This window comes from Hanstruepera neustonica, from assembly GCF_002895005.1.
GTDB classification, from domain to species: Bacteria; Bacteroidota; Bacteroidia; order Flavobacteriales; family Flavobacteriaceae; genus Hanstruepera; species Hanstruepera neustonica.
Window position 1 is genome coordinate 119,747 of the sequence record NZ_POWF01000001.1, and the last position, 24,764, is coordinate 144,510.

Below are 24,764 nucleotides of genomic sequence, written 5' to 3' on the forward strand. Positions count from 1 at the left end.
TTACTTGAAATCACAACGTAGTACCTCTCAAAATAAGTTCTGTTTTTATTAAAACTTTCCGTTTTTTAGATTCTCTTTTTTCGAGACTATCAATTAACATATTAACTGTAGTGCTCCCTATTTTTAAAGGATGCTGTGATACGGTGGATAATTTAGGTTCAGAAAAAGGCAGAATATTGTTACCCGAAAACCCTATTATGGATATATTTTTAGGAACCTGTTTTCCAGATTTTAATGCCTTATGAAGTGCGATAACACCCGATGTATTATCTATAGCTATAACCCCATCAATATCCATGTTTTGCATCAACAAGGATTCAATTTTTTCTTCGTTGTCGTCATCCAAGTCATAGGACGCTACTATAGGATCATTAGTATAATGTTTTGATTCCGACAATGCATCTAAATATCCTTTAATTCTCAACTTGCCGACACTCAATTCGGATATATTACTTAATAAAGCAATCTTTTTTCTCCCTTCATTAAGCAAATGTTTGGTGGTTGTATAAGAGGACTCATAGTCATTAATAATTACCTGCATGCATCCCACGTCGTTCAGTACGCGATCAAACATAACAATTGGTATATTCTGTTTTACCAAGTTTTCAAAATGTTCTTTGCTGTCATTTGTTTGGGTCTCTTCGGCTACGGATACAATAAATCCATCTACGCTTCCGTGGGATAATACTTCAAGACTCTTTATTTCCTTTTCATTCGATTCGTTTGATAAGCATGTAATGATATTGTAACCTTTTTTTGAAGCTTCTTTTTCAATTCCGAACAACACTTGAGCAAAAAAGTGATTTAAAATATTTGGTATGATAACCCCTATAGTTTTAGTTGCACTTCTTTTGAGATTTAAAGCTAATTGATTAGGCTTATAATTATATAATTGGGCCAATTCTTTAACCCTCTCAATAGTTTCTGCGCCAATCTCATCACTATTATTTAGTGCTTTTGATACAGTCGAAACCGATACATTTAATTCTTGAGCTAATTGTTTTAAAGTGACCATAATTTTTAAAAAAAGGTGCGCTAAAAAACGCACCTTAAATTACCTAACTATTTACTAATTCACGAATAAATTACTGTTTAATTAGTTTAATACTTTTTGATCCATTAATAGTATTGATTGTTGCAAAGTATAGACCCGCTGGTAAACTTGAACCATCTATTATAGCTTCAGAAGCATTTGGATTTAAACTCATAGCTTGTCTTCCATGAATATCAAAAACCTCAATAGAATTGATTTCTTGATTATTGGTTTTCACATTCCAAACGTCTAGTGTTGGGTTAGGGTAAATACCTATTTCTGATATATTTAATTCAGGAGTACTTAAAGATTCAACTTCTGAAAAGTATACATTATCAATAAAAAAGTCGAATGTCCCTACTGGTTGACCAGAAAATATTAATTGTTGAATTGAATTTCTTGATGTTAACAAATTCGCTGAATTTGTAACCAACGATGGATTAGCAAAATCATCTAAATCAATATCCAAACTTACCCATTGTCCTTGTGCTATGTTATAAGCTAACTCCCCTTCAACTGTACCAGCATCTAAATCTACTAATTTAACTCTGAAAACTGTTGCATTAGGTGACCACACATCCACATGGAAAAAGTTCATAGATGTTGCATCAACTGCATCAGCTCCATAGAATTCTACACCAACGAAATCTGCATCAATGTACCTCTTACATTCCGAACCTGGCCCATCAACTTGAACATTATCTGTGTATGTACTGGTACTCCAAGCTGATCTCCATGAACTGACATTCACATCAGTTGTATATGTATTGCTGTACATATTAATAACTTGACTTTGCAAAGGAGTAGGTACTGGCGCTGCTACTGTAGGTTCGGTTGGTATACATGGAGCGCAATCTGGGCCACCACAATCAACTCCAGTCTCGTTACCATTCTGGATACCATCATCACATGTTGGCACACAAGGGTCGCAATCTGGACCACCACAATCAACTCCAGTTTCCATACCATTTTGGATACCATCATCACATGTTGGGATAACGCCAATTTGAACTATATTGTCAATATACCAAACTCCTCCATTTCCAGTTCCAACTGTTGTGCAAGAACCCCCTTCACATGAAGGATCGTAATTGGGCTGTATTACTAAAATAGGATATTGCTCCATACCTGTCAATCCAGGTTGATCACTAAAATCAAATGTCACATCTGTCCATACTCCAGCATTAGCAATAACAACATCTCTATTATAAGTTGGTTCACCGTTCAAACCGTTTTGAATTTGAAATCGAATACTTTGATTGGCTATCGGAGCCCATACTTGCATTGTAAATTCAGTACCGTTAGCTAAATTGATTAACGGCAATCCAGGAGTTTCGAAACCAATTCCTCCAAACCAATCTGCATTATCAGGTTTATTAATTTCAAGAACCCTCATAGTGGTATTAACACCAGACATATCAGGATTAACGATGTTGGCATATACAAGATTACCAAATTGAAATTGAGGTAGTTCACCACTATCTTCAAAATCATAAAGTGTAGTTTGTCCTACAACAATAGTGGTCGCAATTAAAAAGATTAAAAAAGTAATTTTTTTCATAGTTTAATATTTTAGTTGTTAATTATTCAAAAATCTAAAGTCAAAAAATGTAATTTATCAAAGATACCCTCTTAAAATTGTATTATTCGCATTTGTTACCGCTACAAAAAACATACAATCAAAAAAAAACTATATCTAGTTTAAAATCAATCCAGAATGCAGAATCAATAGGATGTTTCACGTATTCAGGTTTTTCATTAGATTTTTATATTTTTAGAATGTATAGGTCATGTTGTGGTGATTATATGATATGTTGGGTTAATTTTGTCTAAATGCTTTTAACTTTTATCTTAATACAACATTAAAAAAGCACTATGGCCATTTATAAGTTATTAAAATTTTAAGTTTTCGCTTTTATCCCAAAGTCCCCAATATGCACCAACATCTCCTTCATCCCCTACTTTCCAAGACTCATCAAACGATGAGAAGTAGAAAATGAGAATATCATTTTCTTTTGTCCAATTTATAGTGTCAATAAAATACTTCATAGCGGCTCTATCGCCTGCGACCGCACCTTTTAAACTTCCTCCTTCACTTGGCCAACCAGTCTCTGTAATTATGATTGGTTTCCCTTTTGCTGCATCCACAACTTGACCATACATAGCCTGCATATGACCTAAAGCATATTCTATAGGACAGCCTTCCCAATACGGATATAAATTGGTTAAAATAACATCTGAATGCTCAACCAATTCAGGGTGTCTTGAAAACTCATAATAAGCATCCACATATCCAACTGGAATATCCAGACCTGATAAAGCGTCTTTAACACGTCTTATATAAACTAGCAACTCTTCTAATGTTAAATCATTGCGATAAAGCACTTCATTACCTACAGCTGCCACATCAACATGACCAGCTCTAGCAAGTGTAATTAAGCCCTCAATTTCTTTTTCATTATCCTCCATGTTATCTCCTAACCAGGCTCCAACAAGCGTGTTCAAGCCATGTTTTTTGGCAGCAACTGGGACATGCTCATTTCCTTCAACACATGAAAATGATCGGATAGCCTCAACATACGGTTTTAAAATTTGTACACGACGATCAACCTGCTCAAAACTAATATCATCACCTGGTTGTTGTCCATCTTCATACATACTAAAGCATATGCCATGAAACCCATCATTAATGGTTTTTCGCCATAAATCTTTTAAGGCTTCAAGTGATAATTTTGACGCATCAATTCCTACAGTGTTTTTTTGACTATAGCCCTTGTATTTGTAATATGATTCTCTTCTATACGACATATATTTAATTCATTAAAATTTATAACTCACCCCGTCTTTCAACAAGTTGCGCTTTTATTTCTCTTGCTCTATCCTCAGTTAGACTATACTTCCACATGATCCAAATAGCTATTGCCGCTGTAACTGATGGAATAATAATATCCGCAATTCTTAAACTATGCATTGTTTCAGCTGTTTGGGTTTCGGCATCAGAAATAAAACCAACAAGCTTTAATACTAAACCTCCCAAAAATAAAGCGATGGATTGACCAATTTTCACCATCCACCAATATATAGCGCCAAAAGTACCTTCTTTTCTAGGCATGCCATTTTCTAATTCATCCAAGTCGCACACATCGGCAGTCATACTCATCATTAAGGTAAATAAACCTCCTAAACCAAAGGCTATAAACGGAATAGGTATGAAAATTAGCCATGGTGACCCTTGACTTGTATCAATACTAAACCAGGTCATGCCAACACTTTCCAAAAATGGATTTATGGCTTCAAACAAAGAAGCTACTCCAGTATTTAAAGATTCACCAAACCCTGTTTGGTTAAACTTTTCGTTTAAGCCATTGTCAAATCCCCACCATTTCATAATATATCCAATAATGGATATCACTGTTGAAATTATAAAGGCTTTTCGTTTTCCCCATTTATTGGCTATTGCTGAAATAATAGGAATTACAACAAACGCCGTAATAACAGCTGTTATGGTTGAAAACCAAGCTGGCCACGTACCTGCTTCTCCATAACTGCCATTGTACATGTAAAAAACAATAATATAAACGCTAAAAGCAGCTACCATTTGAAAGCCATTAAAAACCAAAAAAGTAGCTCCACATAGTTTCATAAAAGGTTTGTTTTTAGAAACTTGAATAATACTTTGCCATAGCTCTTTTAAGTTTTTAGCTAATGTCTTTAAATTGATGTCCTTTCTGTTTTTCATGTGAGCTGCATCAATTCCTCTACAAAAAATAGCTGGTAATACACCTAACACAACACAAACCAAACCAACAATGATTGATAAATGCCTGACTCCTATATCTTGAGATTCATAAATCTGTGGATCAGCAATAATGACCCAAAACCAAGGTACAATCATCCAAGCAATTTGTCCCATAGTGTTTGAAAATGCCATTAATCGTGTACGCTCATTATAATCTGAAGTCATTTCATATCCCAAACCAACCAAAGGTGTAGCATACATGGTATTACCTACCAAAAACAAAATAGACAAGATTAAGAAGTACCAAAAATTATAAACTTGAGAATTTTCAGGAGACATTTGCCAAGTTAAGGCAAACAATAAACCGCTTAAGATAGCGCCAATAAATATATAAGGTCTTCGTCTTCCCCATTTTGACTTTGTATTGTCTGAAATAAAGCCCATAATAGGATCGGTTATGGCATCGAAAAATCTGGGTAGAGCTCCTAAAATTCCAGCATAAAGCGGATCCATTCCAAAGGCAGTCAACAAAAAAAACATGAAGAAGCCTAATGCTCCAGGCAATAAATTCAAAACAAAATGTCCTGCACCAAATGCAGCTTTTTGTCCAATTGGTACTTTGTCTTTAGCAGCGGTTTTATAATGTGACATAACTTTTGGTTTTGATTTGTGTTTAGTATTTATCTATTACAATGGTTTGCAAAGCCTGTGGATTGATTTGTAAATTCACAAGATTACCATTTAATTCAAGCGTATAGTGTTTAGGTTTGGTTTCTGGATTAAAAACAACAAGTGCTAAAGATTGGTTAGGGTTTTCAACAGCGGTAACCAATAATGACTTATCTGAATTATCAATATGAATTACCTTTGCACCAGGCCTGATATATTTACTAAAATGTGCCATGACATAATACAATGGCGTGAAATAGACTTCATCTGCCTGTGGGTCTACAATAACTGGTGCAACACACCAATTTTCAAACCAATTTGGGCCTCCTTGTCTATCGAGAACCATATTCCAATCTACCCAGCCATCAACCCAATTGTTCAGGCACCCAATAATATCTCTGGCATAACGATTTACAGGAGCATACTTTGGGTGCAGGTATTTTTCATCTTCTGCTGCCCAATCCCAGCCCCAATCTGTGGCTTCTTTTTTCCAATACCAAGCATCATCTTTCCATTTTGGTACTTCGGAATCCACACAACCTTCTGTTTCAATTAAGAATTTGTTTGGTGCTTTTTGATGTGCATATTGCAAGGCTACTGGAAATACTTCATAGGTGCTTTCGTACCAATGAATGGCCGTTCCGTCAAAATATTTTGAAGATGCTTCTGTGGCATACATAACATCTACCCATTCTTTTAAACCAGCTCTATTTTGATCGTAACCTAAAATTTTCACATCTCTTTTCCCCTCTGCTTCTAATTTTGGTCCTAAATGATTCTGAACAAAATCTGTTTCTTCAGCTGGGTTAAAATGCATACTTTCCCAGTTATTACCATTACCATGTGGTTCATTTACTGGCGTAATTCCCCAAATATCAATTCCTTCAGCTTTATAGGCTTCTAAATACTTATTAAAATACAAAGCAAATGCGTCATAAAACTCTGGTAGTAATTTTCCGCCAACATATTTTTTATTGTCTTTCATCCAAGGCGGAGCAGTCCAAGGTGAGGCTATGATTTTAAACCCATCTTTTGAAGTGGCCATAGCGTCCTTTATCATAGGAATAAGATCTTCTCTATCTTCTTCAATAGAAAAATTAGTTAATTCTAAATCTCCTTCATCTGGTGCATAGGTGTAATTATTTAAAGAGAAATCGCACGAAGCTATATGGGTTCTCGTTAAAGAATAGCGTGCACCATCTTCAGAAAAATAGGCATCTAACACTTTTTTTCTATTAGCTTTACTGAGCTTGTTTAATAAATATGCTGAAGATTCTGTAAATGAACCTCCAAACCCAGTGATGGTTTGATATTTCTTTTCAGGGTTTATTTTTAATATGGCCGAAGAATCAGCGGTTTCAAAATCTTGGCGTTTGGTTAGTTTGTTTCCACTAGCGGAAGTTTCATAAACCTCAACTTTTAAAGTCTTATTTTGTTTTTCTTGATTACAACTAACCATAAACCCTAAAAAAAGACAAGCCATTATATAGCCTAGTGATTTCATATTCATTTGTTTTCATTTCTAGCGACTATCGATGAGCCATTAATTCTTCATGTGATGGCGGCACCAAAACATCAACCATTAACGATTTGTATTCACCGTTGTAGGTTTTTGAAATTGCATTGCCATTTCGGGTTAAACCTTTAAAAACACCTTTGTCTACCAACTCCCAAATGGGATATTTGGCTTGACCATCTATTGTAAATAGCCCAAAATGATTTTCAGATCCCTTTGGATTATGGGCATCTTTCCATTTTTCATTGAATGCTTCAAAATAAAAGCAGGAAATGTTATTGTTATTTGTCCATTCCCTTATTTGCCTGTAATAAAGCCCTTGTTTATACTCATCAGTGGCTTTAGAACCATTTGGTCCATAATGACCGTTAGACACGCTGGCCCAGCCTGTTTCTCCTATATGTATGGGTTTGGTTATGCCTAAACTTTTTACATAATTAGAAACACTATCATATTGTTTTTTTGAAAATTGAATAGCCCGTTTCATGGCTGCATTAATTTTTTCAATACTGGATAATTCTGTTTCATCTTCAGGAACTACCCAAAATTGTGGGTTATAATGCGTATTATGATATGGGTAAGTGTGCATTGAAATATAATCAACGGCTTCAATTAATTTATTTAAATCCTCATTATGATATTGGCTATCACCTCCTCCCCAAGATGCAAAATCATCGGAGCTTGTTATCCATAAATCTTTTGGAAGTTTATCTTCCTTTTTCAAGTCTTGTAAATGGGTAACCCATTTTAAAATGACATGAGGCTGCACATAGTAACTTGTTGCCCATTTTACCATGGCCTCATTACCTACAGCTATAATTTTCACTATATCAGGAAATGCATTTGCTAATTTTACGGCACGTTCAATTTCTCCTGCATTGTTGGGACTTTCTATATCGTGATTGGGAGCTTGATCTGTCCATGCATTTAAACAGTCTATCCAAGCACCTAGCATGACGTACATTTCAAAATTTGGGTCTTCAGATTTTAACTCTTTAATAGCCTTCAATACGTTAGGCGCATGATCTAGTTGTACGTTGTAGGTACGTAAAATTTTAATTCCCATGGCAGACAATAGTCTCATATCATTTTTAAGCTGCTTAATGGTTGGCTGACTATCTCTGGATATCTCTCTGTAACCACCATAGGATATTGCTAGATATTCTGGATTACCCAAAATATCTTTTGCTGTTAAGTTCTTCACTTTTTTCACAGGTACTGTATTGCTCTTTTTTGGGTTTGAATCATTACATGAAAACATAACTATTGATAAACAGAAATAGATGATATGTAATGATGTTATTTTCATTGGTTTTTATTCTTTTAAAGAAACTAGTATATAGTTTATTTCACCTTTTCTTTTAAAGACGCTCTCACTTGATTTTATATCCATAATTAGAGAATCAAAGACTTCTGATTTACCATTGTTTTTGACTACTTCAATAGAACTTTGACTAGATAGTTTATATACGATAGGCACTTGACAATAGGTGAAGCAAATAGATTTTTCATCGACAGGCAATTTTTTGATTTCGTTATTCAGTGCTGTGTAAACAAAGGTTTTAGGTTCTTTTAAGAATTCATTGCCTCTTAATAGTTTAGGGTTGAAGACTATTTTTCCGTTTTCCACAAAAACACCTAATTCACCAAAACGACATAGAATATCTTCTTTTACTTGACCTGTCATTCCGGGTTGTTGAGCGCCTTTCCCTAAAGGTGTATGCGAATATGGATCTGTTGGAAGGGCTCCATATAGTTTTGGCGATTTGTGAACACCAATACCTTCGTTAATTTCATAGTAATGGTCCAACAAGCCTCCAATAGTCACTTCACTCTCACCATCTTTGTACGCTTTCAAACTGGTTTCTTGAACTGCCAACAATAACTTTGATACCATGTGCCAGTAAATGGAACCAAGACCTTCATATCCAAAAAATGTTCCCGAACGTCCTGTAAACGCCTTATGATTAAACAGTTCTTCATAGGTGTTTAAAAGTAAGGTTCTGTCTTTTTTAACAAGTGCTTCATACTTTTGTGGTAACGCATCAAGAGCTTCCTTCAATCTATCTGCATTATTAAAGTTGCCATTAAAATGGTAACTATTTAAAACATCTTGTTGAATAATCTGCTTATTTCCATCCTTGAGTAATTGTTGCAACAATTGAGACTGCTCAACAGCTTGTTTAGGTAGCTTATTTTTTTCAAAAAATCCTGGAAGCTCCTTGTTTGGATATAATAAATAACTATACTGATCTGGCCTGAACAAAGCACTAGCTTTTAAGGCGTTTAAAACTTCTAACGATTGCTCTCCAGAAATATAACCTGAACTTAAAACAGCTACTTGTCCTTCCAGCATTTCTGGTAAATATGAAATTGCTATTTCAGAATCACCTTTAACAGTCATTAAATTGTAAGCGTGATAGAGTTTGTCTTCACGTTGATTGGCGTTGATAGAATGCTCAAGATAGGCATTGGATAAATCTAGAAACTGTGAAATACTAGCATTAGTTATGTTGCCTTTATTTCCTGAAAATCCGTTATCGTAAATTTTCAATCTAAAATCACTTCCGGCTTGACCTAGTCCATCTAGCACCAATTTTCTATCGCTATCTGAAAAACCAGTGTTTAGGTGATTTTTAAAATCATTAAAAGTGTTCAGTATTCCATCAAAAAACACTTTTAGTTCTTCTGAAACTTCAAAAGATTCGGTTTCAGTATTTGATACTATGTTTTCAAAAAAGCTAATGAATCGTCTCAAATAATATAGCGTAACCATAGAAACACCGTTTCCTACCAAGGCATTATTGGCATCGTTCCATTCCGGTCTTTGCGTATTCATCCAAATACCGCCTTCAGGTATAAAATTGGACAATTTTGCCAAAACAGTTGCCAAAAGCTTTTCCATTAAATTAGCCTTACAGATGTCTTTTGTTTTATCTCTCAACAAAGCGCCATCAGCTCCAAACTCTTCACGTAAGTGATGTATTTCGGCATCAAGTGCATCATTAAAAACAATGGTGTCTTTTGGGTTTTTTAACAAATCTGAATAAGCTTTTATCTTGTATGGTACGTTGGCATACACAAACATATTCTCATTAAAATAAGTAGCTAATTTATGTGGATAATGACTTTCTATAATTTCTAAAAACTTGAGGAGGTAAATAATTTGGTGGTCTCCCCAATAACCTATGTAAGACCATGGATCATCTGGCTCAATAGTTTCCCAATCAAAACCATCTTTTGTAACTCTGTAAGGATTGTACCCATCAAAGGTTGTTGCATTTAAGAATTTATGAATCATACCTTCAATAAATTCTGGATACGCATGTGCTAGGGCTTCCCAATTCTGAAAGATATCACGCCAATTGCCTTCGTAGTCTAAAATTTTGGAACCATCAACCTCACTTCTTGTGTTAATTGAAAACTGATTCCATGGACGACTTGGATCGCCATGTCTTCTACTGAATTTTAATGGTAAATATTCATAACAAAGCCTTTTAAAATCACTGTTATTATCAGCGTTTGCGAGACCTTTTAGGTGTTCCAGACTAAAGGTTTCTGGTAAACTATTTAATGCATGCGCCTTTTCTTTATAGACCTGTTTATTCGCTTTTTGTAAATATGGTATAACGTCGGTTTTTTCAATTTGATAGTTGTCGTCAAAAATACCTCCACGCATAATGTTGAATAAGGTATTTGAGAAATGACGCGCATTGCGCAACTTGTTTCTGCTTAATTGCATGGCATCAGATGCTCCTGCCAATTCTAACAAGTGCTTGGTACCTAAATCAACATTCTCTAAAACTTGAGCTCTTAAGTCAACCTCATTTTTTATTTTTTCAGAAATACCAACCACATCACTAATGCTTTGGTTAACATTGGCAACAAACAACCAATCTTGTTTCTGTCCTGGCTCCAAGTTAAGATCAGTAGAAATAAAATAGGCGCCTTTTTCGGCTTTTACATCGGTTTCATTTTGAATAGTTTCGCCTCTTCTAAATCTATCCAATTGTAAAGACGAAAGAAGATATTTTGGTTTTTCAAATCCTAAACTCCAAACGGTATTTGCCTTTAAGGCTTCGCTAGGTTCAGCCTTGTCAACTATTATGGCACTTAAAGCGAATATGCCGATTCCTGTTTCTTCTTGCAACTCACTACGCTTGTAGGCATCAACCAAATTACTGTAACTATTTTGTAGGTCTGACCCAACTCCGAAAGGAATTAAATTTTGAAGGCCATCTAAAACACCAATTTTCACAATAGCGCTTGAATGATTAACTAGCTTTGATTTTTTAATAAACCCAAACGTATTACTGGTACACCACTGATAGCTAAAAGTCAGTTCTAAATCATGGTTAATTTCTTCAAAAACCACTTTATTACCATATTGATTTTTGTAGACATTTCTTTGAATATTATAAATACCATAGTACTTGCTTGAAAAAGGCTCCCATACATGAACATTTCCGTTTTTATTGGCTTGCAGTATGGTTTTGCTTCCGGTGGTTTCAGCAGATTCTGTTATTTTATCATCCGTGTAATATGGAAACAAAGCATGATTGGCATCTTTTCTTCCTGCCGAAAGACCGCCATTACTTGATATAAACATCCAATGATTGGAATTACTGATGAGACTCATAAAAAATGGTCTCATTTTATCTGAATTGGAAATTTTATAATATACCTCACCTTCAAAATTTATTAATTCACCTGTAATCTCTTCTTCTTTAAAAGAAGCCTGATTATTGCCGATATAAATTTTGTTGGAATTCATGCTTGTTTTTCTTACTTCTAAATTTTGATTGTTAGTTAAAATTTTTGTTGTCATAGTAGTGTTTTAAACCTACTGAATTACTGCTAGTAGGTTAGATTGGTCATTATAAAATTTGGGTGTGCTTTAAAAGGTCGAGAGGTTTACCCGACCTTTAATTAAATATGTTAACGGGTTTTTTTATTGATACACTCGAACGTAGTCCACATACATAGTCTGTGGGAAAACCGTATTGTCGTTTGGAGGTCCTCCATAATTACCACCTACTGCAACATTCATGATTATGTAAAACGGTTGGTTATCAAAAATCCAAGGACCAGGAACATCCTCTGGTGTTATTTGATTGTACAACACATCATCTACATAAAAGTTAATGTATCCTTGACCCCATTCAATACCAAAGACATGGAAACCTGTATCAAACCTATCATTTACTAAATCGTAAGCTTTTGATATAGATTCTCCTGCTGAATATCCAGGTCCGTGTACTGTTCCATTTATAATAGTTGGTTCACTCCCTCGGTTTTCCATGATGTCAATCTCGCCACAGGCTGGCCATTCAACCACATCAGAATTTGAGCCTAACATCCAAAAGGCTGGCCACATACCTTGTCCCCATGGTAACTGAATGCGGGCTTCAAAACGTCCGTATTTTTTTTCAAATAAATCTTTAGTTTGAATTCTGGCCGAAGTAAAACCTGAACCTTCATAAGATTCCTCACGAGCAGTAATCATCAGCATACCATCTTGAACAGTAATATTTTCAGGTCTATCGGTATAATACTGTAGTTCATTGTTTCCCCAACCAGGTATTCCTTGTTCAGAACCATTGCCTATGTCGTAATTCCACTTACTGGTATCTATTGGTCCATCTGTATTAAACTCATCTTGCCATACCAGTTGATTTAAGGTAGTAACCGTTTGGGTGTCATCTGTAGAACAACCCAAAAACCCAACTAGGACAAATAGAATAATAATATATTTTGATTTTTTCATCTTTCTATGGTTTCTTTTTATTAGTCAATTACCTTCAAATCGTCATAATAGTAAGTGCTACCATCTCCAGCCAAACCTGGTACAAATTCAAAAAACACAACTATTCTAACATAATCTACAGAAGGATTATATAAACCACTAAAGTCCCACTCCAGTTCTTCCCATTCATTTAAAGTGGTTGTAGATGCATCCAATTCTATTCCAGCCGTATTATTCTGGTCTTCTAATCGAACACGGATAGGTATACCACTTTTAGGTGATAACACTTTCATTCTAAACTTTTGTGATGTTGAAAAGTCCATTGGTGAATCTAAATTCAAAAACGTCCCCGCAAAAAATTGAGCGCCAGGTGTTTTTATAGATCTCATTACCAATGACGTTGGGTTTATTCCGCCAGTCATTGGATTGGCTTCTATGGATGAGTCTGCACCTTCAAACCCTTCAAAATCATAAACCAAACTGGTAGATTGGAAACCGACAGGTAACGCCACTTCGGTTGCTGCAGAATCGTCAACTGGTGGTGTTGGGTCAACAACCTCTTTGTAATAATAAATGTTGTCTACATAAATATTTGATATGGTAGGGACATTAGCACTATTATTTGAAATAAAGAAAATTAATCCTAATTCTGATCTGCTTGCCAATCCTGTAAACTCTCCTAATGGAATATCATAGCTTCCCCAACCATTAGAAACTAAATCAGAAGCTGGGATTACTACCGAGCCCGAAGTTTCGTTTGCAGTTTGTACACCATTAATTAATTGTACTCTTAATTGGTCTCCTGGATCCAAGGCCTCGTTTACATTAATATCTACGTGCATGTGCGTCATTTCAGTAGCATTGACAGGAGCTACATTTAAGAATGTCCCAATACCTACAAAATTCAAATCGGTGTAGTTGATAACTTGGTCGCCATTTATATCAATTGGTGGTGCTCCTCCTTGAGTGGTTTGTCCATCACCATTAAAAAACCCGTTGTAATAGTCTACAGGTACATTGTCATAGGCATCACTAAAAACAGATATCACATTTTCAGGTGCTACGTCAGGAACTGGAGCCGTTTCAAATTCGCCCAAAGAAATAATAGTTAATGAACCTTCTGCATCTACACCATTAATTGATGCTGTAATCATTGCTGTACCCGAACCAACAACAGAAACAAAGCCAAATTCATCTACAGTTGCCACGCCAGGATTAGAAGAGGTAAAATCAAAATAGGATGGTGCTGCCAAAACGGTTTGGTCTTGTCCGTTTCCTAGATTAAAGGTTTGTGTTAAACCTGTTAGTGGTCTGTTTGCGCCAATAAATGTTTCTGACACAATATCTTGACCATTTAAAATTGCCGGTCTAGGTTGTGCCACAGTTCCTAATCTTTCAAACCTAATTTCATCTAACCAAATGGTATATCCAAAACCATTAGTGGCTTGTGTTCCTGCAGCATATCTAAATACACCTCGTTCTTCTACTAACTTTGAAGGGTCTGGAATGGGAACCACATACTTGTTCCAACCCGTTCCAATACTCACTCCAACAATAGATGCTTGGTATTTATTATCAATAAAATCTTCACCAAATCCTATGGCATCCAAGCTCACCCCTTGAGAAGCTTTGGCATAAAACGTTAAGGCATCAAAGCCTGTTAAATCTCTTCCCGCGCCATCAACTCTTAAAATAGCACCAGCATAGTTTCCTTCTGGATCATCTGCATTAGGCACACTAATTTCAATTGAGGTATTTCCTTTGTAAGTTTCTGTACCATCAAATGAGACAGCATCAGGTTTAGAACCGTTATAAGGGAAATAAAAATTACTTCCTAGAGCTATTGGTCCATCAGTAAAAACAGCTCCTTCTTTGGAAAACCCAGCTAAAACGGCATCATCGGATAAATCGCGTTCACAACCTGCCAAAACCAATAATACCAAGGTTAAAAGCAGTGTGTTTTTAAAATAATTGTATTTTATATTTTTCATAATCTTAATATTATTTGCCTATGTTAATATGAATATAGGTTCTAATTTCCCATTCATCGCCATCTGGAAAACCAACTGGACTTAAAATAGGTAAAGTTGAAAACCCTTCCACAGCTGCAGGAGCATATCTGTTAGAATATTGGTCTAGAGTACGGTATGTTCCTCTAATCCCTATTTGTGTGTTTGGGAGTATAAACCAATCTGGTTTGCCAAGGGTTGTAGATAAATCAAGCATCACTTGAACAGGGAATGTTAAGTTAAAATCGCGATGGTAATCATAAGGTCCCCAATCATTAAATTTTGATGAGTACACTAATTTCAATTTTTTATAAATAACCCTAACATCACCTCCATAGCGTTCTATTAATCTGGCGTCACTACCATTTGCTTGGGCATTTCCGAAATATAAGTTCGCTATTATCCCAAAATCTGAATGCATTTTAGAAACAATTCTAGTATTAGATTCCCATAGGTCTTCTGCTGGTGCAGCACCAGGGAATGCAAACGTTGTTCTTCCGTCAGGTAAAATACCAATTGCCGCATCTTGTGATGTAGGTAAATGACGGTAAACAAAACCCGTACTGAAAGCGAACTTGGCATCTTCTTGTCTGTCATTGTCCCACTGATACATCCAGGTACCTGGAGTAGGGTCAAAGGTCAAAAGTAACTCACCGCCTACTGTTTCTCTATTTGCTCTTACTGCAAACGGGTCATCCTGAATGTTTCTCAATCTTCCTGGTGCTCCAACATCTCCTGGCATTGGATCTACCAAGGGTTTTTGCCATAAGAAATTAGGAGCTACTTGCAAGTTTCCAAATGAATAGGTAAACCCTGTTAAAAAGTTGGTTTGGTTTCCACTGCCAGAATCCTTTAGTCTCCAACCTGTGAATGTTTGAGTGGCATCTGCTCCTCCATTAGCAACCAATCCCATAACGGCTCCTTGTGCATACCAGTTAAATCGCCCTTGAGAATAAGTGATTTTGGCTTTTCCTCCCCAATTATCTTTACCACTTATTTCATCTTCATAAACGGTATAGTTTCCTGGCTCACCTACAGCATATTGAAACTTACGTCCATTTAAAGGTTGACCTCCCCAAATTCCACCAATTTCAAGACCTACATTTCCTATTTTGGTTTTAGCATACAGGGATGCCCTTCTAGTCTGTGGTAATGGTACTGCAATAGATGATACTGCTTGAGGCGCATCATCAATATCATTATGAAAAACAGCAGCAACATCAAATTTACCTAAGGTTCTTTCATATTTTAAAAGAAATGCCGGGTTAGCTCCCCACCATAACTGTGGCCCAAAAGCGGCCTTTAGCCCTTTTAGAGATCCTTTGGCATCAATTTCCATACCTGAAATCTCACCATTATAAATGTCTAAATTTGGACCATAATTGGCTTCGGGATATAACCCAAAAAAGTCTCCCTCATATTGCCAATGATAGTGATTGGTTCTGTAAAACCCTCTTAAATCAAAGTTTTTGTGGTTCCATTCATACTCTGCACTATACACTTTTACGCGCTCAATATCTGAAAGTTCTAAATCACCATCAGTCGTATTTACAGCACGTCTTCTAGCTCTATTTTCGTAAAATATTTCATCAATTGGATTTTCTGCCACATTACCAACAATGTTCACATTCACTTCTGCCCGCATATTTGCTGTTGGATTGGCCTCAACACCTACATAAAAAGATTGCATATGATCAAACCCTAATTCATCTGGGTAAACAAGTTCATCTTCGCTGGCTTGATCAGGAGTGGTTATTAAACTTCCGCCAGTATTAAAGGTGGTGAATTCTGCTCTCAATTGACTGATTCCTAGTTTTTGAGAACTTTGTGATTGAAGTGCTGCCTTGTCTCCTCTGGCTCTTAAAACAGCATCCATTATTTGTATATTCTTGAAATAGTTATTAAGGAATTCTGGGGTCATTCCTTCATCATATGGGTTTAATTGGTGAGCTTCCTTAAGTGTGTAGTAAGCTGCACGTGGGTAAAGTTCATATAGTCCTCTTTCGCTTGTTGGGCCTTTAGCACAAATTCCAAACCACTCTTCATTCATGTTGTTTTCACCTGGTGCCAAATCATGAGGATAACCACCATTGGCCCATGAAGCATTGCTGTCATGCAGGTCAGCATTCTCTCTGTCATCAAAACCATATTTCCACCAACCATCGCTAAATTGAAAGGTGAAACCCCCAATTGAAATACCTGTTTTACCGAGACCTGCAGCATGTTCATAAATCTCTTTCCAATTTCCTAACATGTAGTAAGCCTGCATTTTTTGGTCTTCCTTCTTTTCTATTTCATTGAAGGCGTCTGCACCAAATTCTGTGAACAATAAAGGCATATCCAATTTTTCTTTGACTACATCGAACATATCCGTAAAGGAAACGCCTCGATACGTGTTTGTACCATAAATATCTACGTCTTTACATTCTTCGGCAATAATATCTATAAACAAAACATCTCCGTTACAAATTGCTACTGGGTGTGATGTGTCTGCTGCCTTCATGCGTTTGGCAGCTTCATTCATTAATCGGTACATAGGCCTTCCTCTTTTTTCACCTATATATTCCTTTTCCTTCTCATCATCTGGAAAATCTTCGGTTTCTGCACCTTGCCAAAACAAACCATAGTTGTTTTCATTACCAAGTAGGTACATGAGCAGACCTGGTGTGTTTTTGTATTCATTAACCAAAGCATCCACTTCAGATAAAAGGTGTTCTTGTGTTTTGGGATCGTCATAAATGGTTATAGGCGTCCAAACACCATCAAGGGTTAATCCGTAGCGTCCAAATGAATGGTTAAGCATGGTGTAAATGCCATACTTTTCATAAATATATTTAATCCATCTGGCTGGTACACCAGTGTATTGTCTAATTACATTTACGCCCATGTTTCTTAACAAGGACATTTCTGTGTCAAGACCTTCTTTAATAATGTCGTCTGGGTTTTCCCAAAATCTGGCATCTACGGTGTTTTTTCCAATGGGAATGTAATCCCAATTCATACCATTGACAATAAAGTCTTTACCGTTAACCATCAAACGCATTCCGGAAGCATCTTTTTTGACCGTGACCATGTTTTGCTGCGAAAAGCTAAAACAGGTAAAAAAGAAAAGAATTATTCCTGCTAGATTGTTTCTCATATTTTCAAGTTTTAGTTTGGCTAGTGGTATGAATTAATGGATTAAGAATTAGTTAGATTTTCATTACACCAAATACCACAATTGTAAATTTAACCTTTGATAATATGAATTTGGCAATTTCAACCCCAACAAAAAACATACATTTCAAAAAAAACACCCAAAAATTATCAAATCAATAACATTATCCCGTAAAAACAGCATAAATTGTAGTGTCTAGCATAAGGAATACAGGAAAAAATAAGTTCTCCTAATCACAAATGTTGTGGTAATGTATAGTTAAAAACAAAGATTGTTGTATATCTACAAATCCAAGATGTAGTCCGTTAAGCTAGTTTCATGCTCTAATTCCATTTTTTTACGCAAACGATATCGCTTTACTTCAACGCTTCTAACAGAAATATTTAACAAAGGTGCTATTTCCTTTGAAGAAAGATTCAGTCTTAAATAAGCACATAATCGAAGATCATTGTGTGTCAAGGATGGGTGCTTGGACTTCACTTTTTTTAAGAAATCTTTGTCAGCATTATTGAAGGCTTCTTCAAAAAACTCCCAATCGTTTGTATTGTTGATATTTCTATCAATCAATCTGATTACGGGATTTAGCTTCTTGTCAGTATTTATTTTCTTTAACTCTTCCTTAATATTATTTAAAAACTCGTTTTTCTTTATTAGACTCATTGTTGAAATTGCCAACTCACGATTTTTATTTTCAATATCTTGAGTTAAACTGTCATTCTTGAAATTAACTATTTGCTGTTGGTTTTCAAGTTCTTTCAGTTCCAGATCTTTTTGGGTTTGCTCCAGTATTTTCTTTCTTTGGTTTTTATAGTATGCCCTGTAAGTTAGATGGATTGTCAAAAGCATAATGATACCACTAATGGTGTAAATTGCTATAAACAGATTTGAAAGATACCATGGCTTTTTAATTTGAAAGTTAAATGAAGCTGTATTTATGGTTTCAACATTTCCAATTTTTCCTCTAACTTTAAAAATATAATCACCATGAGGCAAGTTTTCAAAAAAATGAAAATTTTCTGGAGACCAATCACTCCAGTTATTATTATATCCCTCTAAAAAATATTGATATCGCTTTTCAGAATATTTGAAGTATTCTGGAATACTAAATGAAAAATAAATATTATTGGTTTCATTATTAAATATTGATGATCCGTTAAGAGAAACTTTCTTCATTTCGGAATCAAGTGCACCAACTTCAACATGATTAATATGTATATTGAATTTATCGTCAGCCTTTAGTTTTGATAAATCAATTATTAAATAACCATTTGAAGTTCCTAGCAAATAATGGTTATCATATAAATAACTAATATTCTCATATCCATTCTTATCATTAATAAGTTTTTTAGGTAACGGAATCGTTATTAGCTCCGGAATATTACTAAATGAATCAAAATCAAGAAAGGCTAGATTGTGCTTTGAGAATCCCCATAATTTATTTTTTTCGTCTACAACAAGTTTACCAGATGTATACTCAATTTCATTATACAGTTTTGAAAAAATAGAATCTTTAAAAAATCCATCTTTTAAATTATCATATTTAAAGACACCACTTTGATTTGCATAGAAAACAGACTCTTTATATTGGATCAACCCGGAATTAAGATCTTTTTCAAAATCTGGTTCTTTGTCAACTTTTATAGTTTCCTTAAAAGTTGAATCCAATTCAATTTTAAAAACACCCTTATATTCATGACTTACAAAAACCTTACTGGCAATTAATTCAAAGTACCTGGAAGAAATATCGAATCCTTCAATTTTATTCCGAAAACGCCAATCACCATCTTCCCTTTCCAAGATATTTAGTCCGTCATAGGTTCCTTGAATCAATAGGTTTGGATTATCTTGAATTGATTTAACAGCCCATGTGCCTTGGGTGTTGGGAATCAAAACAGCTAGATTATTATCTTTAATAACAAACGTGCCTCGATCATGGCCACAGAATAACTCACCATTGATTTCCGACAAACCCCAAACTTGTCCATTTGTTTCTGGAATAAGTAAAAACTCTTCGTTACTAGCAATTCTCCTATAAAATAATCCTTGATTTGTCCCTAAATAAATATTATTGTTAAATACAATTGACGCATAAATAGTTCCTAATTTGCCTGAATAATCATAATATATCTCATAAGGCGAATTACTTTTTATAAAATTGATGCCGTTATCTAATCCAAGCCAAATATTATTATCAATATCTTCAATTATTGAAAGAACGGTATTATTTTGAAGCCCCCTAGTTTGATTAATATGGTAAAGGAATTTCCCGTCGTAGTCAAGAGCAATCAAGCCATCAGAAATGGTTCCTAGTAAAATAGTTTTGTCTTTTAATATATCAGCTGAATAGACTGTAATGCCCTTAAGGCTATCACTATATTCAATATCCCATAAACTGAAATCACCTTCATTGAAATAATAGAAACCTTTCCTTTCTGTTAAAACCAAATAACCGTTGTTATAATCAAACATATTTACAACTCTGGACTCCAAAATTTCAGGTGAATCAATAAATAATTCTGAAGTGCCATTTTCAATTTTAAAAATACCCTCTCCAAATACCTGATAGAAAACTTGGTCATCAATATTGTACATTTTAACAATGCCCGATTTTGGCTCCACAACATCAAAGCTTTCGTCTAGAGTATTGTATATGTATATTCTGTCCAGTGATTGAAATAATACCCAGTTTTTTATGTTAATGATTTTCCAAAATTCTTCATCCTCAATGATGCTTTCAAGTTTATTGGATAAAGATTTGTAGATTAATGTTCCTGTTTCGTCTTTAGCCCAATAGCCAAATTCCATGTAACTACCAGTATATACTCGGTCCCCAACAACATGAACAGATCTCATGACAGTTTCATTAGGTGTTTGATAAAAATTCCATGTAGCCCCGTTATACTCTAATAAACCTTTATTATTGGCTACATAAATATATTTGTTGGGTGATTGTGAAATATCCCAATTTTGATTATCAGCATCATATGCTTGAGGCGTAAAGCTTTCTATTGGTGGCAGTTCTTGAGCAAAAATATTCCCATACAATAGAAAAAATAGCATTAACACTATTTTAGATGAATATCCCATATCGTTACTTAAATCCTTTTATTTATACAATATACGAAGAATGTATAGTCAAAATTAAAAAAAATTAAACCTATACAGGTTACAATAATGAGCTAATAATCCTTTTGATGTCATTCAAAAAGTAAGACTGGAATTCTGGCGCAAAAGAAGATCAAATTCTTAATAGAATTGTAAACCTTTATATTAAAAACCAAAAAAGCCTCTACATTTCTGTAAAGGCTTTCTGTTGTTAAGCTCCCCCTCTTGGGCTCGAACCAAGGACCCTTTGATTAACAGTCAAATGCTCTAACCAACTGAGCTAAGGAGGAGTGTTATTCGCTTTTGCGAGCGCAAATATAAAGTATTTATTAGTTTCTACAAATATATTATTTAAAAAATCTCCCTAAAAATTAATTAAATATCGCTTTGTAAATATCGTTGCCATTGGCAAACAATACCAAAGCAATTAGTAGAATGAATCCAATTAACTGGGCATACTCCAAAAACTTATCACCAGGCTTTCTGCCAGAAATCATTTCATACAATAAAAACATGACGTGACCTCCATCCAAAGCTGGAATAGGCAATAGATTCAGAACACCCAACATAATCGATAAAAAGGCTGTAATGGCCCAAAAAGCTTTCCAGTTCCACTTCGCTGGGAACATATTGCCAATAGCTGCAAAACCACCAACTTGAGTGGCTCCTTTTTTAGTGAAAATATATTTAAACTGCGCCAAATAATCCTTAATAGTCCAATATCCTAACGACGTTCCTTTTACAATACTTTCTCCAAAGGAATACGATTTGTGATGTGACGCCACATAGTTTTCATCGGTTGCCGAAGTCATAATACCAATGGTGTTGTCTTCACTCGGAACAACATTCAATGAAATAGAGTCCGTTCCTCTCTCAACTAAAAGTTCAATAGACTTCCCTTGACTATCTTTAAGATTATAGCTTAAATCGGAGAAATATTGAGTAGGGTTACCATTGATACTAATAATGCGATCGGTTTCCAATAACCCAGCTTTATCTGCTGGCGAATCAGGAACTATTGAATCCAATCGAAATGGCATTCGTGGTGTCATGGCAGGTAAATCACCAGCTTCAAATAATTGGGTGCCTATATCTTCCGGAACAGTAAGTTCGGCTAATTCTCCAGAAGTTCTTTCGACGGTAATATTTGAAATATCTCTAAATAACAAATAGGCATTGATGTCGGTGACTTCATTAAAAGGTTTTCCATCCACAGATACTATCTTATCACCTTGTTGAAAGCCATATTGTTCCATGGTTTTAGTAACTCCAAAACCGTATTTTATATCGTCTTTGTTAGAGTATTCTGTTCCCCAAACAAAAAGAATCATCATATAAATGATAAATCCTAAAATAAAATTGACAATCACTCCGCCAAGCATGATAATCAATCTCTGCCAAGCTGGTTTTGTTCGAAATTCCCAAGGTTGTGGTGGTTGTGCCATTTGCTCCTTGTCCATGCTCTCATCAATCATTCCGGCTATTTTCACATAGCCTCCAAGAGGTAACCAACCAATACCATAAACGGTTTCGCCTATTTTCTTTTTGAATAATGAAAACTTGATGTCAAAAAACAAATAGAATTTCTCAACACGGGTTTTAAATGCCTTTGCAGGGATAAAGTGTCCTAACTCATGTAAGACTATAAGGATAGACAGACTTAAAAATAATTGAGCTGCCTTAATTAATATCACACTCATAAATTGCGGTTTCTTTTAAATAACGCACAAAAGTAGTGTTTTTATGTGCAACTATGAAAAGAGAAACATAATTGATTATTCTTTTACAACTCTTTTAACAATGACACCTTTATTGGTATATAATTTCAAGAAATATAGCCCATCACTCAAAGTATCAACCATAATAATGCTGGGACTATCCAGAGACAAAACTTTTTGCCCCAAAGTGTTATAAACTTCAACATTTGAAATGGTTACTTTTTCGGGTTTTTGAATAGTGATATAGGATTCCGTTGGATTTGGATAAATTATCAACGCTTGATCCAATTCATAATCTGAAATACTCAACGTTATATTATTGTTTTTGGAAATGATATCGAATTCAGGGTCAAACAATACATTACTGACCTCAAAATTTACCGTTTCCAAAAATGTTTCGCCATCGAATGAATTGTTCAAAACCAAATCCAGATTCTCGCCTCCAGTGCCAACCAATCGAATGGGTACTGGTGCTTCAAAAAAATCAACCGAAGCATCACTTTGTGTCTGATTAATTTGAATTAAAACCTGATTTCCGCTTGCTGGACTAACATCAATGGTATAGCTCGGGTATCCCTGATTATAAACCCAGTCGTTAAAAAATTCTGTCAAATCTTCACCTGAAGCTGCTTCCATTTTCGTCTGATAATCGGGAGTTTTGGCATAGGCAAAAGCCAGTTCTGGTGTTGCCAAATAATCTTGCATACCTTGATAAAATTGGGCATCACCAATTTTTTTTCGTAACATGTGCAACACCATGGCACCTTTGTTATAACTCAAACGGCTGCTGAAAATTCTATTCACACTGGTCGTATCGGCATCAGATAAATAAACAGCTCCTGATGGCGATGATGTTATTGAGCTAATACGTTGTTCTTTCCAATTTCTGAAAGCCCCATTGCCATCAAAATCTTCAATGACTAATCCTGATAAATAGGTAGCAAAACCTTCGTTTAACCAAATATCCTTCCAGCTGCCACAGGTAATTTTATTGCCAAACCATTGGTGAGCCAACTCATGGGCTATCAAACCACGGCTAAAACCTCCCATAAACGATACAGTCGTGTGTTCCATACCACCACCCCAACCAAATTGGGCATGACCATATTTTTCATTGGCATAAGGGTACTCTTCAAACAAGTTAGAGAATAAATTCATAATATCCACGGTGACAGGAGTGCTGGCTTGTGCCGACGCCAGGTTTTCTGGATATACATAATTTACAATTTCAAATGGATTACCATTATTTGGTACCGTATGAGAATACACTTCATAATTGGTAACGGCTATTGCGACTAGATACGCAGGTATAGGATAACGATGCTTATATCGGGTTGTCTTGCTATCACCATCTATTATTTGACTTAATTCCACACCATTGGAAACAGCTATGTATTCTTCATTCGAGGGATTTAAAGTTGGTGTCGTTAGATACACATCGATACTGTCAATTTTATCAATCAAATCTTGTTTACAGGGCCACCAACCTTTGGCTCCATAAGGCTCGGAGAGGGTCCATATAATGGGGTCACCACTATGTGTAGTTTGAGCAAATGAACCAAAACCAGAACTAATGGGATTGCCTGAATAACTGATGGTCAATGAGTCCAATACCCCTAAATTTTGAGTTTGCGGCAAGGTGATGACAACCTCATCATCCGCATTTTGAGAAAACGATAAGCTAGATCCGCGTTGCAATACTTCAGAAACAATCATATTATCTGTCAACTCAAAGGTAACTTGTGACAAGTTTTCCTTGGCTTCAAAATAGGTAGTAACTTGTCCGGAAATGGATGCCTGACTGGGATCGATATCAAATTCCAGACGATGGTATTTAATATCATAATTCCCAGTATTCATGTTTCTGGAATAGTTTTGCGACATACGTCTCATGGCCGCCTTGGCTTCCGCTTCTGAAATGCTTGTTAATTCCCGATCAAAATTTTGCGAAAAAGTAGTGCTGGTCCATAAAACAATGAGTAAAGTATATAATATTTTCATAGCTAACTATTTGGATTATACAAAAATACAATAATCATCACATCTTTAAGTAACCAATGTCACACATGCTA

At 35.4% G+C, this 24,764-nt stretch carries 13 protein-coding genes and 1 tRNA gene; all 14 read right to left on the reverse strand.

Annotation, left to right across the window (positions count from 1 at the left end; all coding sequences use genetic code 11):
• Positions 1–10 precede the first annotated feature (10 nt).
• The 14 genes from C1T31_RS00595 to C1T31_RS00660 all read right to left on the reverse strand — a co-directional run bounded on the left by C1T31_RS00595 (position 11) and on the right by C1T31_RS00660 (position 24,693).
• Positions 11–1,015 (reverse strand): LacI family DNA-binding transcriptional regulator, encoded by a 1,005-nt coding sequence (locus C1T31_RS00595; RefSeq protein WP_103050529.1) that lies wholly within the window; start codon positions 1,013–1,015, stop codon positions 11–13.
• Positions 1,016–1,085: 70 nt separating this feature from the next.
• Positions 1,086–2,594, reverse strand: coding sequence for a T9SS type A sorting domain-containing protein (locus C1T31_RS00600; RefSeq protein WP_103050530.1), 1,509 nt, complete (start codon positions 2,592–2,594; stop codon positions 1,086–1,088).
• Between the two features lie 332 nt (positions 2,595–2,926).
• Positions 2,927–3,841 (reverse strand): glycoside hydrolase family 17 protein, encoded by a 915-nt coding sequence (locus tag C1T31_RS00605; RefSeq protein WP_103050531.1) that lies wholly within the window; start codon positions 3,839–3,841, stop codon positions 2,927–2,929.
• Positions 3,842–3,860: 19 nt separating this feature from the next.
• The gene (locus tag C1T31_RS00610; RefSeq protein ID WP_103050532.1) at positions 3,861–5,423 is read right to left on the reverse strand and encodes an MFS transporter; all 1,563 of its coding nucleotides are present in this window, start codon (positions 5,421–5,423) and stop codon (positions 3,861–3,863) included.
• A gap of 22 nt (positions 5,424–5,445) precedes the next feature.
• Positions 5,446–6,945: a glycoside hydrolase family 30 protein gene (locus tag C1T31_RS00615; RefSeq protein ID WP_103051271.1), complete on the reverse strand. Its 1,500-nt coding sequence runs from the start codon at positions 6,943–6,945 to the stop codon at positions 5,446–5,448.
• 25 nt (positions 6,946–6,970) lie between these two features.
• Positions 6,971–8,266 carry a glycosyl hydrolase family 17 protein gene (locus tag C1T31_RS00620; protein WP_103050533.1) on the reverse strand — a complete coding sequence of 432 codons (1,296 nt, stop codon included), beginning with the start codon at positions 8,264–8,266 and terminating at the stop codon, positions 6,971–6,973.
• Between the two features lie 6 nt (positions 8,267–8,272).
• Positions 8,273–11,731, reverse strand: coding sequence for a hypothetical protein (locus C1T31_RS00625; protein ID WP_103051272.1), 3,459 nt, complete (start codon positions 11,729–11,731; stop codon positions 8,273–8,275).
• Positions 11,732–11,908: 177 nt separating this feature from the next.
• Positions 11,909–12,724 carry a glycoside hydrolase family 16 protein gene (locus C1T31_RS00630; protein ID WP_103050534.1) on the reverse strand — a complete coding sequence of 272 codons (816 nt, stop codon included), beginning with the start codon at positions 12,722–12,724 and terminating at the stop codon, positions 11,909–11,911.
• Positions 12,725–12,744: 20 nt separating this feature from the next.
• On the reverse strand, positions 12,745–14,694 hold the full coding sequence (locus C1T31_RS00635) for an Ig-like domain-containing protein (RefSeq protein WP_207764252.1): 1,950 nt from the start codon (positions 14,692–14,694) through the stop codon (positions 12,745–12,747).
• Between the two features lie 10 nt (positions 14,695–14,704).
• The gene (locus C1T31_RS00640; protein WP_103050535.1) at positions 14,705–17,851 is read right to left on the reverse strand and encodes a glycoside hydrolase family 2 TIM barrel-domain containing protein; all 3,147 of its coding nucleotides are present in this window, start codon (positions 17,849–17,851) and stop codon (positions 14,705–14,707) included.
• A 300-nt stretch (positions 17,852–18,151) separates the two neighbouring features.
• Positions 18,152–20,929: a helix-turn-helix and ligand-binding sensor domain-containing protein gene (locus C1T31_RS00645; protein ID WP_243398867.1), complete on the reverse strand. Its 2,778-nt coding sequence runs from the start codon at positions 20,927–20,929 to the stop codon at positions 18,152–18,154.
• A gap of 261 nt (positions 20,930–21,190) precedes the next feature.
• Positions 21,191–21,264 (reverse strand) — tRNA-Asn (locus tag C1T31_RS00650).
• A gap of 81 nt (positions 21,265–21,345) precedes the next feature.
• Complete coding sequence (gene rseP / locus C1T31_RS00655) at positions 21,346–22,674, reverse strand: RIP metalloprotease RseP (protein WP_103050537.1); 1,329 nt, start codon at positions 22,672–22,674, stop codon at positions 21,346–21,348.
• A 75-nt stretch (positions 22,675–22,749) separates the two neighbouring features.
• On the reverse strand, positions 22,750–24,693 hold the full coding sequence (locus C1T31_RS00660; RefSeq protein ID WP_103050538.1) for a M1 family aminopeptidase: 1,944 nt from the start codon (positions 24,691–24,693) through the stop codon (positions 22,750–22,752).
• Positions 24,694–24,764: the final 71 nt, after the last annotated feature.

Excerpts from the sequence above, each read along its gene's own strand:
- C1T31_RS00595 (WP_103050529.1), bottom strand. The coding sequence starts at position 1,015 with ATGGTCACTTTAAAACAATTAGCTCAAGAATTAAATGTATCGGTTTCG.
- C1T31_RS00600 (WP_103050530.1), bottom strand. The coding sequence starts at position 2,594 with ATGAAAAAAATTACTTTTTTAATCTTTTTAATTGCGACCACTATTGTT.
- C1T31_RS00605 (WP_103050531.1), bottom strand. The coding sequence starts at position 3,841 with ATGTCGTATAGAAGAGAATCATATTACAAATACAAGGGCTATAGTCAA.
- C1T31_RS00610 (WP_103050532.1), bottom strand. The coding sequence starts at position 5,423 with ATGTCACATTATAAAACCGCTGCTAAAGACAAAGTACCAATTGGACAA.
- C1T31_RS00615 (WP_103051271.1), bottom strand. The coding sequence starts at position 6,945 with ATGAAATCACTAGGCTATATAATGGCTTGTCTTTTTTTAGGGTTTATG.
- C1T31_RS00620 (WP_103050533.1), bottom strand. The coding sequence starts at position 8,266 with ATGAAAATAACATCATTACATATCATCTATTTCTGTTTATCAATAGTT.
- C1T31_RS00625 (WP_103051272.1), bottom strand. The coding sequence starts at position 11,731 with ATGAATTCCAACAAAATTTATATCGGCAATAATCAGGCTTCTTTTAAA.
- C1T31_RS00630 (WP_103050534.1), bottom strand. The coding sequence starts at position 12,724 with ATGAAAAAATCAAAATATATTATTATTCTATTTGTCCTAGTTGGGTTT.
- C1T31_RS00635 (WP_207764252.1), bottom strand. The coding sequence starts at position 14,694 with ATGAAAAATATAAAATACAATTATTTTAAAAACACACTGCTTTTAACC.
- C1T31_RS00640 (WP_103050535.1), bottom strand. The coding sequence starts at position 17,851 with ATGAGAAACAATCTAGCAGGAATAATTCTTTTCTTTTTTACCTGTTTT.
- C1T31_RS00645 (WP_243398867.1), bottom strand. The coding sequence starts at position 20,929 with ATGCTATTTTTTCTATTGTATGGGAATATTTTTGCTCAAGAACTGCCA.
- rseP (WP_103050537.1), bottom strand. The coding sequence starts at position 22,674 with ATGAGTGTGATATTAATTAAGGCAGCTCAATTATTTTTAAGTCTGTCT.
- C1T31_RS00660 (WP_103050538.1), bottom strand. The coding sequence starts at position 24,693 with ATGAAAATATTATATACTTTACTCATTGTTTTATGGACCAGCACTACT.